Genomic DNA, 11,781 nt, shown 5'->3' with positions numbered 1-11,781 from the left:
TCGATTACACTTCAAAGAAGCGAATTGACTAACGTCGATTCTGCGCCTGTGGCGGAATTGGTAGACGCGCTAGACTTAGGATCTAGTGTTTACGACGTGCAGGTTCGAGTCCTGTCAGGCGCACAATTACTCATAATCCATTAACAATTGACAGTTATCAAGGCCCATACCACATTCTTTGTATTTTAAGCATGAATTTGCGCCATTTTGAAAAAAAAACCACAAAATGCTTGCAAGTTTCGGATTTATTTCCTACTTTTGCCTCGATTTATATAAATTAACGTAAGACATTCTATATTTTTATTTATTGTTTAATTATAATTTTTTAGTTCAATGAAAAAGAAAATTATCAATGGTATCATGATGGTAGCGCTGTTGTTCGCTACTGTTACCTCATTTGTTTCTTGTAAGGACAATGATGAGGACTTGAAAATTGATGTAACAGCAACCCTGCTGCCCGACATCCAGAAGGCACAGCAAGACATTACTAACCTTCAGACCTCAAAAGCTGATGCTTCAACCGTTACTACTTTAAGTGGTCAACTGACAACCCTTCAGAATACAGTTAACAATCTGAAGTACGCTACTCCAGAGCAGTTCCAGTCTCTGAAAGACGAGCTCGCTGCCATTCAGGCACACATCAAGGATCTTGTTTACGCTCTTGAGAATATGGTAACCAGCGTAACTGTTAACGCTACCGCTACCAGCATTATTCCTAACAGCAAGATCTTCCCAGGCATCAACATGCAGCTGATCGGTGCTGCTTACGGTGACCCCGTTAAGCCTGCTGGTGAGTTCCCATCAACCGACGCAAGTCTCTATGTTGACGGTAACGCTCTGCCTGCAGCTCTTATTGCCGGCGATACATACAGCTGGGATGAGAACACCAAATACATCGGTGCTGAGAATGGTAACGAAGCTGGTAAGGTTTACTTCACTCTGAACCCATCTAACGTTGACCCCGCTAATCTGAAGAGCCTGAAGCTCGTTAACAGCAAGCAGGAAGATATTGCTACTTTGGGTGAAGCTAAAGTTTGTGAGGATGAGCTCACATGGGGACAGACCCGTGGTATTGGTTATGACCAGACTCACGCAGCAAAGCTTTGGGTTGCCGACGCCACCATGGATGTTAACAACGTAAAGCAGGCTATCGACCTCAAGAAGATCATCGACTTCAAGTCTATCAAGAACAGTGTTGAGACTATGATTAACACTGCTAAGACATCTGGTGTCAAGACCGCTGGTAAGACTGTTCTGCAGGAGAGTGCAAAAATTGCTACCACCCTTATAACAGCTCCATCTAATATTGAGCCTATGACTGCAGTTGCTCTGAAGGCAGAGTGGAACGACACTATTGGTACACGCAGTGTATTGTCTGACTATTCTATCGCTGCTACTGCTTATAAGCCATTGTCATTCGCTGAGTTCAAGGATGTTCAATTCACTGCAAATGTCGACTTGTCAAAAATTGACAACGCAGTCTACAAGTTTGCAAACAAATTCCATAAGACTATTGACAATATCATAGCAAAGGTTAAGAAGACTAACGTTGATTTCTCTATCGACCTCTCAAAGCTGGATCCAAATAAGTTTAACGTTAAAAAGACTATTTACGTATTCGTTAGAACTGGTGAAGAGACTGCTAAAGATGCAGAAAACAAAGACGTTAAAGTAGTTACCATCAAGAAGATTTACTTCTCAACTGAAGAGCAAGATCCAGAAGAAAAAGGTTATATTGACATCCACAAGGTCGATAACTTCGCTGCAAACGAGGTATACTATACCACAGTATCTGTAGGAGAGAATCTGACTGATGAAATTAAGGATCTTAAGAAAGCTGTAGAGAATGGTTTTGACACAAGTAGCATCCAGGATCTGTTGAAGCAAGCTATTACTTCTTTGAGAGACGTTGAAGATGGTGTTGATGATATTGTATCACTCGCAGACCGTGTTACAAACTATCTGTCAACCATTATCAACAAGTCTATCAACTTCATCGGAACAGGTCGCGTTCTTGAGCCAATTCTGCTCGTTAACACAGACAACGGTATTCAGCGTGCTACCGGTAACTACACCGCTGGTACATACACCTTCATTCCTACCACACTGAACTACGAGGTGCTTGCTCCTGCATACAAGAAGTACATCGCTGTTGTTGACGCTAATGGTGACGTTCGCTACAAGACTCTCAAGACCAAGGGTGAGGAAGGCTTCAAGAACTTGGAGGTTGAGCTGAAGGCCAACGATACCAAGATTGTATATGCTGCTATGGACTTCCGCGGTTACCAGATCGCTAAGGTTTATGACATCACCGTGAAGTAATTAACATTTGTGGATTAAAAATGATTTTACAGAATATGAAAATGAAGAAAACAATATTGTCTTGCCTGATGCTGTTAGCTGGTCTTTCAGCATCTGCTCAGGAGCAGAAGGGCACGACTGAATACGTCTTCGAGCCACACTGGTATATTCAGGTACAGCCTCTGGGTGGACAGTACACCCTCGGTGAGCGTGGTTTCGGTAAGCTGCTTTCATACAATGTTCAGGCTGCTGTAGGCCGTCAGTTCTCTGAGCTGTGGGGTGCACGCCTCACTGTAGGTGCTTGGCAGAGCAAGGGCGGTAGCAAGTACACTACTGTAGGCAAGGAATATGGCTGGAAGTGGAACTATATAGCTCCTACTGTTGACGCTACCCTGAACCTCTCTAACCTCTTCGCAGGTTTCAACCCCAACCGTGTATTCAACCTGACCGCATTTGCTGGTCTGGGCGCAAACATCGCTTGGAACAACAAGGAGGCTGCTGCCGCTGATGCTGCTATCGCATCTGATCTGAAGTTCCCTGCAGGCACTCAAATGCTTGCTTACCTGTGGGACGGCACCAAGGTTCGCCTGGTTGGTCAGTTCGGTGCTCTCGCTGATTTCAAGATCAACGATAAGTGGAGCATCAACCTCGAGTTCAGCGCAAACACTCTGAACGATAAGTACAACTCTAAGAAGGCTGGTAACTGGGATTGGTACTTCAATGCCCTCGCTGGTGTAAAGGTTAACTTGGGTAAGACCTACTCTACCCGCTTTATCCCTGCTCCAGAGCCAGAGATCCGCTATGTAGAGAAGATTGTTGAGAAGATTGTAGAAGTTCCCGCTCCTGCACCAGCCGAGACAGCTGAGACAGCCGCTGAGCCTCTGCGCCGCGATATCTTCTTCACCATCGGTAAGACTGTTATCCGCAAGAGCGAGCAGCAGAAGGTTAACGACGTTGTTGCTTACCTGCAGGCTAATCCTGAGGCTAAGGTTAACGTAACTGGTTACGCTGACGCTGGTACAGGTAACGACCGTATCAACGATCGTCTGGCCGCAGCTCGTGCCGACGTTGTTGTTAAGGCTCTGAAGAAGGCTGGCGTTTCTGCAAGCCGCATCAGCTACGACAGCAAGGGTGCTCGTGTTCAGCCATTCGCTGACAACGACAGCAACCGTGTATCTATCGTTATCGCTGAGTAAGCTTTAGATAAGATAACATTCAAAATCAAGCCCAGTCCCACCATGGGGCTGGGCTTTTTCTGAAACAAGAGGATAACCAGATGAAGACATTAATTACAGCTATCCTGGCTTTTATCACAGTACCTATGATGGCCCAGCTGTCAGAAGGGTATTACCGCGTACAGAACAACGGTTCTGAACGCTACATCACCATCACTGATGATGTCATCACAAACGTAGATATCAACTCATCTATCCTGGACTATAACAATATCACCACTTGGACAGGATTCGACAAAGTAAAAAGCAACCCGGGCTCGGTTATCTATATCAAGCCTGTTAATAACCAATATAACCTGGCTGCGCAGGGCATCAGCGTTTACGACATTGCTGGTGGCAGAACGTACATTGATATGACATACTGCGGCACAAAAGATGGCGTAGGTATATATATCATTTCGGCTTCTGCAAAATCAGGCGGCATCACCGTGACCAAAAAACTCTACGACGGATCCTCCACACGCGAGAAAGACTATGTAGGCGACAGTGGTGCCGCTACGCACCAATACTGGCGCGTGAAACCCATGAACACCACCGACAACTATATCGGCATCACACCAACCGTGGAGACTAACGACGGATGGTATGGCACCATCTATGCATCCTTCCCTTTCAAGACCGTATCAGAGGACATGAAAGTGTATTATGTGGACGGTGTCTGCGATGGCGAGTTCCGACTGCAGGAGATTATCGACGACATTAAGCCGGCTGCTACCCCACTCATCGTGAAGTGCAGCAGCAGCGATGCCGCAAACAATATGATACTGCCCGTGGTAGGCAATGGCACAGCAGTCAGTGGCAACCTGCTGAGAGGCACCTATTTCGACAGTAGTCTGCGTAATCATATCCGCCGTGTAGAATACGACGCAAATACCATGCGCGTACTCGGCAAGGACGATCAGGGTAACCTGATATTCACCACAGCCAAGAACAGTGATCTCACAAACAGTGCGTATATTCCCAAGAACACCTGTTGGTTGCAGATACCCGGGTGGCTTACTGGCGATTTGAAACAGGTAAGCCGCGAGGCGTTTACTGGTATCCAGAATATCAACACCGATGCCACCACCAGAAAAGGCACCTATACGCTCTCGGGCATGCGCGTGGAGAAGAGCGAAAACCTTCGTCCCGGCGTCTATATCCAAGATGGAAAACTGGTTGTGATTAAATAGAAAAAAGTTCCCTTTTACGGGAACTTTTTTTCTAAGTACTTTGCAATTGCAGCCTAAGTACTTTTCAATTGCAAAGTACTTAGAGAAAAACCGACCTAAAAAATGGTCTTTGTAAACCTTACATTCAGTACCGGATACACCTTAACACCGCCCACGATATCAACCCAGTCGCCAACCTTACCACGGATACCTTCTACATCCTTAGTGAGGTTAATACCATCATGGGTATAGAGGTCAGGAGTGCCGCCCCAGAACATGGCACCGGCATCGAACGACACCTGCCAGTCGTCACGGTTCTTCAGCAGTCGGCCACCATAGCCAAAGCCCAGATAAGGCTTAAAGTTATTAGCCTTGGCATATACCTTCACCATGCCATCAAGACCAGGTTCCATCATATAGGTTTCACCAGCCTGATGAATCACACCATATTCGCCCTTATGATGAAGAATATCACCAAATTCGCCATATACATCCTGAGCATAGGTGCCATAAATATCATGCTTGAACTTACCGATGGGGAAGCCCATACGACCATAATTCATCAGTGCGCTACGTATCTCCTCGCCAATGCTGAAGCTGGAGCCTTCATAGAGCGGCAGACGATTCTCTGCACGATAATAGATGGTGTTATACATGCCCACTGCCAGCAGTGAGGTCATGGCCTGCGTAGAGTTCTCGGCATAGCCGAACTGCGAGGCCCCCCAGTAGAAACCTGCCGTAAAATGCCAATGACGATTATGCTTGAAGGGGAACACATCAACCAGGAGCTTGAAGTTGTTAACCGTAGGCTTGCCTACCATCTCAACCTCATCAGTCACCTGATAGCCGGTGACCTGGGTAAGAATCTTCGACAGACGGTCGAAACGCGTCTCCACAGGATTACCCTGGGCATCGTACTTCTTGGCAGGCTCACCACCAACCTCTACAGGGAAATAGACGCTCTTATGGAAGCGGGGCATGTAGTCGTAGCCTGCACGCAGTTGAACATAGTCGCCTATTCTGCTGGCCACATCGATACCTATTCCGGTGGTACCAGCCACAACAGAAACGTCGAGATTCCGGAACACGCCATAGTGCTTGGAGCACGAAGCCGTCTTGATACTATCCTGTGCCTGGGCAGCAGTCAGCATGCAAGCAGCGGCTATCAGTAATACCATCTTTTTCATATTCATTATAAAAGGGATTGACATTATTTCATCATCCAGCGTCCTTCACGCTCCACCATGGGCACCACCACCTCCTCGGTGGTCGAGTCGCCATAACAAAGCATCAGGAGCACGCTGGTGTACTGCAGTGTACTATCAGTGAAAGCACGCGAGATACGCACCTCCTGGATGCCCTTACGAACCTGCTGCTGAGCGATGAACTGCTTGTAGCTCTCCACCAGCTGAGCACGGTAGTCGTCAGGCAGACTATCTGCCATCAGGCGCCCTTCCACGAAATGCGCATAATCGCCCTCTATCAGATGCTGATAGTAGCCCTTGGCGGCCAATGCCGCCAACTCCTCTTTACTGGGCTCACTACAAGCAATCACACAGAGGGCGATTAACGCCAGACAGATCAGTTTACGCATCACTTCTGACGGATGAATACATTAATAGGCGAACCTGTCAGCGTCCAGTTCTCACGGATTTTGTTCTCGAGGAAACGCTTATAGGGTTCCTTGACATACTGAGGCAGGTTGGCATAGAACACGAAGGTAGGAATCTGCGTATCGGGCACCTGAGCCACGTATTTAATCTTAATGTACTTACCTTTGACTGATGGTGGCGGGAACGCCTCGATGAGTGGCAGCATCACCTCGTTGAGCTTCGAAGTACCAATCTTAGCCTTACGGTTCAGATAAACCTGTTTGGCTGTCTCAAGTACCTTGAAGATACGCTGCTTGGTAAGCGCTGAAGCGAAGATGATGGGGAAATCAACAAACGGCGCCATACGCTGACGGATGGCATTCTCAAAAGTAGAGATGACAGCCTGCGACTTATCCTCAACCAGATCCCACTTATTAACAACTACCACCAGTGATTTATTATTCTTCTGGATAAGCTGGAAGATGTTCATATCCTGTGCCTCGATACCACGGGTGGCGTCGAGCATCAGCACACACACATCACTATTCTCGATGGCGCGGATAGAGCGCATCACTGAATAGAACTCCAGATCCTCAGTGACCTTGTTCTTACGACGGATACCGGCAGTATCAACCAGATAGAAGTCGAAACCGAACTTATCGTAACGGGTATAGATAGAGTCACGGGTGGTTCCGGCGATATCGGTTACGATATTACGATCCTCGCCGATAAAGGCATTGATGATGCTCGACTTACCGGCATTAGGACGACCAACCACCGCAAAGCGGGGAATACCATCCTCCAGTTCGTCCTTGGGTTTCTCGGGCAACATCTCGAGCACCTTGTCGAGCAGGTCGCCTGTACCGCTACCGGTAGCAGCGCTGATACACCAGGGATCGCCAAGACCTAACTTATAGAACTCGTACTGATCATAGAGATTCTTGCCGTCGTCGGCCTTGTTGGCTACCAGCAGAACAGGCAGTTTAGCGCGGCGCAGAATCTGCGCTACGTCCATATCCCAGCCGGTAACACCATTATTGATATCGCAGAGGAAGAGTACGAGATCAGCCTCTTCGGTGGCAATAATCACCTGCTTGCGGATCTCCTCTTCAAATACATCGTCGCTGTTGACGACCCAGCCGCCGGTATCGACAACTGAGAACTCACGACCGTTCCACTCACACTTGCCATACTGACGGTCACGTGTGGTACCGGCCTCGTCGCTGACAATAGCCTGACGGGTTTTTGTCAGTCGGTTAAACAGTGTGGACTTTCCCACATTAGGGCGTCCTACGATTGCTACTAAATTTCCCATATATGATCTTTATTCGGGGTTATAACCGAAGTGGTTTAATTCTTTTTCAGATGAACGCCAATCCTTGTCGACTTTCACGAAAATCTCAAGGAAGATAGGCTTGTCGAAGAATTTCTCGAGCGATTTGCGAGCCTCGGTACTCACCTTCTTGAGGGCTACACCCTGATGGCCGATGATGATACCTTTCTGCGAGTCGCGTTCCACATAGATGATCGCATTGATGTGGATATGCTTATCATCCTCCTTGAATCGCTCTACAGCTACCTCTACACTGTAAGGAATCTCCTTATCATAGTAGAGCAGGATTTTCTCACGGATAATCTCCGACACGAAGAAACGTGCCGGCTTATCGGTGAGCTGGTCCTTATCGAAATAAGCCGGGCTCTCGGGCAAGAGTTCCTGAATACGCTTTAACAGCATATCCACACCGAACTTGTTCTTTGCCGAGATAGGCAGGATCTCTGCCTTGGGCAGCAGGGCATGCCACTTATCAACAATGGCTGCCAACTGGGCATTACCACCAGTCAACTCATCAATCTTGTTGATGAGCAGGATGATGGGAGTATCCAGTTTCTGCACTTTCTCCAAGAACTCCATATTCTTCTCGGGGTTCTCTACCACGTCGGTCACATAGAGCAGCACATCCGCATCCTGTAGTGCCGACTCAGAGAACGCCAACATAGACTCCTGTAGTTTGTAGTTTGGCTTGAGCACACCCGGTGTATCCGAAAAAACGATCTGCATCTCGGGTGTATTCACGATGCCCATGATGCGATGACGGGTGGTCTGAGCCTTAAAGGTGGCAATTGAAATACGCTCACCAACCAGCTGGTTCATGAGCGTACTTTTGCCTACGTTGGGATTTCCAACAATATTTACGAATCCTGCTTTATGCATTAATTCTCAATTGTCCATTATCCTTTGTCAATTACTTACTGCCATCATAGGCCCACTTGTAATAAGAAGCGCCATGAACAAAGCCGGCACCAAAGGCCGTCAGAATCATGTTGTCGCCCTTCTTCAACTTACTTTCGTACTCCCAGATAGCCAACGGTATCGTAGCAGCACTCGTGTTTCCGTAGCGCTCAATGTTCACCATCACCTGCTCCATTGGCAACTCCAGACGCTTAGCTACTGCCTCAATGATACGCATGTTAGCCTGATGAGGAACCACCCACTGGATGTTGTCCTTGTTCAGACCATTGCGCTCAGCAATGATAGCGCAGTCGTTACTCATGTTAGTCACCGCATAACGGAACACGGTACGTCCCTCCTGATAGAGGTAGTGCAGACGATGATCAACAGTGAAATGCGACGGAGGGCAGACTGAACCTCCAGCCTTCAGGTGCAGGAACGGCAGTCCCTTACCATCAGTGCGGAAGTAAGAGTCCATCACACCGATATTCTCTTCCTCAGTAGCTTCAAGCATCACGGCAGCTGCACCATCTCCGAAGAGAGGACAGGTCTGACGGTCCTTATAGTCGACTACCGACGACATCTTATCGGCACCAATAACGATAATCTTCTTGTAGCGTCCGCTCTGAATCATCGTCGCTGCCACGTCGAGTGTGTAGAGGAATCCACAGCAGGCACCCCAGAAATCGAATGCGAAAGCATTCTTCAATCCAAGCTTGCCTAATACGATAGAGGCTGTGGAAGGGAACTTATAATCAGCTGTAGAGGTGGTAACAATGAGGGCATCGATAGAATCGGGATCGGCGCCGGTCTTCTGCATCAGCTGCTTGGCAGCCTTACGGGCCATGTAGCTGGTGCCGAGACCTTCCTCCGTAAGAATGTGACGCTCCTTGATACCAACGCGCGTCATAATCCACTCATCGTTGGTGTCGACCATACGTGACAACTCATCGTTGTTCAGAATATAGTCGGGCACGTAGCCGCCTACACCAGTGATTATCGCATTGATTTTACCCATTACTCAGCTACTTCTTCCTCAATCTTGATAGCTACCTTACCACGATAGTAACCACAGGTGGGGCATACAGTGTGATATACATAATATGCACCACAGTTAGGACATACTGCCAGTGTAGGAGCTACTGCCTTGTCATGAGTACGACGCTTGAGTGTACGAGTCTTTGATTGTCTTCTTTTAGGATGTGCCATAATTCTATTACTTTTTAATTGTTACTATTTTACTTTTTTACCTTTTTACTCTTTTAATTTCAAGAGTGCTTCCCAGCGGGGGTCGATGGGCTGGTCGGACTCCTCATCGCTGCTTCGGTCAGCTGACAGCTCTTCCAGAGCTTTCGTCATGGCAGGGTTGCACTTGCCAGGTGCATGCACATGCCTGATGGGTATTACCAACGCCACAAACTCATAGATGATCCACGAGGTGTCGAGTATTCCTTCGTCCTCAGGCACTACGATGATATCATCTTCCTCTGAGTATTCGCTTCCGAGCTTAACAATCAGACGATTATCGGTTTCTACCGGCTGGTCCATATCGTCGAGACATCGGTCGCATGGTACAATGATGGTGCCAACAGTATGGAATAAGAGCTCAAAAAAGCCGGTTGCCTTGCGTATAGACACCGACACATGCAAAGAACCCTTCTTCACATCAGCACCGTCAAGAGTTGCGAAGTAGGAATCATCGAGATCGAAAGACAAGGTTGTTTCCTCGTCTGTCAAACTCTTCAAATCTATCTTCAACATCTCTAAACTACTCATTTGGGGTGCAAAGTTACAAACTTTTTTCCAATTAAAGCGCGGTTATTTCAATTTTTTATCATTTCTATGTAAAATAGTTGACTAACAGCGCCTTATATTACACAAAAACAGGGTTATTTGTGCAATTCTATCCGGAAAGTAGTACCTTTTCCGAGCTCCGACGACTTCACGAAAATGCGGCCTTTATGATAGTCCTCAACAATACGTCGCGCTAAAGAAAGGCCCAATCCCCACCCACGTTGCTTGGTGGTAAAACCAGGCGTAAACACATGGCTGATATCCTTCTTACGGATACCCTTTCCGGTATCGCTCACCTCAAGAATCACACGATGGTCATCGTCTATCAGCTGCATGACAATCCTGCCACTGCCTTCCATGGCATCAACAGCATTCTTACACAGATTTTCAATCACCCATTCGAAGAGTGAAGCATTGATATTGGCAATGACTTCATGTTCAGGCAGGTGAGTCAGGATTTCAACCTGATTTGAAGTTCGCCGACGCATATAGTCAACCACATGTTCTACCACCTCATTCATTGAACTTTCTTTAGGTTCCGGCAAGGATCCTATCTTTGAAAAACGCTCTGCAATACGCTCCAGACGCTTCACATCCTTATCCATCTCAGGTATGAGTTCATCGTCAGGATGATTATCCTTGAGTATCTCTATCCACGCCATCAGACTGGAGATGGGCGTACCTAACTGATGGGCTGTTTCCTTCGACAGTCCAACCCAAACCTTATTCTGTTCCGCCTTCTTTGAAGATAGCAAAGCGAAGATGGCAACTACTACAAAAATCATGACGACGCCTAACTGCCAATAAGGATATTGTGACAGACGTTTCAGCAGGACCGATTCATCGTAACATACCACCTGACTACCTACCACAATCGTATCGCCAGCTTTCCGCATACGCAGGGCATACTGTTCAAGATGTAGTGTATCTTCGATATTACGATAATCATCTATTCCACCCTTATCGTTCATCACTATCACAGGAATGGTGGTATTACCTTGCATCACATCGAGCACTAAAGACAGATCGGTATGCTCATCGGCATGATTCAAGGCATGCAGCGCCTGTGCCCATACCTCCATTTTCTTACGTTCCTCGTTAGAGAGGTCTTTCACCAGAAAATGAGATACCAGAAGCGAAGTGACAGCAATCAGAATTGCTGCTATCACCAGGATAATTTTGGTTTGTCGGATTCTATCAGTCCACTGCATACATAGATAAAACGAAAAAGCCCCGAGAATATTGTATTCTCGAGGCTCTTCTTGAAAAAAGACGGCGGCTTCCTACTCTCCCGCATTGCATTGCAGTACCATCGGCGCAGGTGGGCTTAACTTCTCTGTTCGGAATGGGAAGAGGTGGGACCCCACTGCAATAACCACCTGATATAGGTTATTGACATTGTCGACACAAGAAACCTCCGTAGAAGTTTGTTTCAGATACTAGATTACATCTGATAATATCAGCATGAAGCGAAAGAT

The 11,781-nt window shown here is 47.2% G+C and carries 11 protein-coding genes, 1 tRNA gene and 1 rRNA gene; 4 read left to right on the top strand and 9 right to left on the bottom strand.

The window, feature by feature from the left end; all coding sequences use genetic code 11:
* The first annotated feature begins 42 nt into the window (after positions 1-42).
* The 4 genes from T491_RS0102420 to T491_RS0102405 all read left to right on the top strand — a co-directional run bounded on the left by T491_RS0102420 (position 43) and on the right by T491_RS0102405 (position 4,708).
* Positions 43-123: transfer RNA gene (locus T491_RS0102420), tRNA-Leu, on the top strand.
* A gap of 210 nt (positions 124-333) precedes the next feature.
* On the top strand, positions 334-2,322 hold the full coding sequence (locus tag T491_RS0102415; protein ID WP_028902456.1) for a hypothetical protein: 1,989 nt from the start codon (positions 334-336) through the stop codon (positions 2,320-2,322).
* Between the two features lie 41 nt (positions 2,323-2,363).
* Positions 2,364-3,497 carry an OmpA family protein gene (locus T491_RS0102410; protein ID WP_369699736.1) on the top strand — a complete coding sequence of 378 codons (1,134 nt, stop codon included), beginning with the start codon at positions 2,364-2,366 and terminating at the stop codon, positions 3,495-3,497.
* An 80-nt stretch (positions 3,498-3,577) separates the two neighbouring features.
* Positions 3,578-4,708 carry a hypothetical protein gene (locus T491_RS0102405; RefSeq protein WP_028902454.1) on the top strand — a complete coding sequence of 377 codons (1,131 nt, stop codon included), beginning with the start codon at positions 3,578-3,580 and terminating at the stop codon, positions 4,706-4,708.
* A gap of 95 nt (positions 4,709-4,803) precedes the next feature.
* Here the strand turns inward: T491_RS0102405 and T491_RS15505 are convergent, their stop codons facing one another.
* The 9 genes from T491_RS15505 to rrf all read right to left on the bottom strand — a co-directional run bounded on the left by T491_RS15505 (position 4,804) and on the right by rrf (position 11,686).
* Entirely contained in the window at positions 4,804-5,874 is a 1,071-nt protein-coding gene (locus T491_RS15505) for a hypothetical protein (protein ID WP_155949998.1), read from the bottom strand.
* Positions 5,875-5,897: 23 nt separating this feature from the next.
* Positions 5,898-6,281 (bottom strand): hypothetical protein, encoded by a 384-nt coding sequence (locus tag T491_RS0102395; protein WP_028902453.1) that lies wholly within the window; start codon positions 6,279-6,281, stop codon positions 5,898-5,900.
* Positions 6,281-7,594 (bottom strand): ribosome biogenesis GTPase Der, encoded by a 1,314-nt coding sequence (gene der / locus T491_RS0102390; RefSeq protein WP_028902452.1) that lies wholly within the window; start codon positions 7,592-7,594, stop codon positions 6,281-6,283. Before der ends, T491_RS0102395 begins: the two co-directional genes overlap by 1 nt.
* 9 nt (positions 7,595-7,603) lie before the next feature.
* Positions 7,604-8,491: a GTPase Era gene (era, locus tag T491_RS0102385; protein ID WP_028902451.1), complete on the bottom strand. Its 888-nt coding sequence runs from the start codon at positions 8,489-8,491 to the stop codon at positions 7,604-7,606.
* 31 nt (positions 8,492-8,522) lie between these two features.
* On the bottom strand, positions 8,523-9,527 hold the full coding sequence (locus T491_RS0102380; RefSeq protein ID WP_028902450.1) for a beta-ketoacyl-ACP synthase III: 1,005 nt from the start codon (positions 9,525-9,527) through the stop codon (positions 8,523-8,525).
* Positions 9,527-9,718, bottom strand: coding sequence for a 50S ribosomal protein L32 (gene rpmF / locus T491_RS0102375; protein ID WP_028902449.1), 192 nt, complete (start codon positions 9,716-9,718; stop codon positions 9,527-9,529). The genes T491_RS0102380 and rpmF overlap by 1 nt, the downstream gene beginning before the upstream one ends.
* A gap of 45 nt (positions 9,719-9,763) precedes the next feature.
* On the bottom strand, positions 9,764-10,285 hold the full coding sequence (locus T491_RS0102370) for a DUF177 domain-containing protein (protein ID WP_028902448.1): 522 nt from the start codon (positions 10,283-10,285) through the stop codon (positions 9,764-9,766).
* Positions 10,286-10,398: 113 nt separating this feature from the next.
* Positions 10,399-11,514 (bottom strand): PAS domain-containing sensor histidine kinase, encoded by a 1,116-nt coding sequence (locus tag T491_RS0102365; protein ID WP_028902447.1) that lies wholly within the window; start codon positions 11,512-11,514, stop codon positions 10,399-10,401.
* 59 nt (positions 11,515-11,573) lie between these two features.
* Positions 11,574-11,686, bottom strand: a 5S ribosomal RNA gene (rrf, locus tag T491_RS0102360).
* Between the last annotated feature and the right edge of the window lie 95 nt (positions 11,687-11,781).

The organism is Prevotella sp. P6B4 (assembly GCF_000619985.1).
Classification (GTDB): Bacteria; Bacteroidota; Bacteroidia; order Bacteroidales; family Bacteroidaceae; genus Prevotella.
This window is presented reverse-complemented; position numbering and strand designations above follow the sequence as displayed.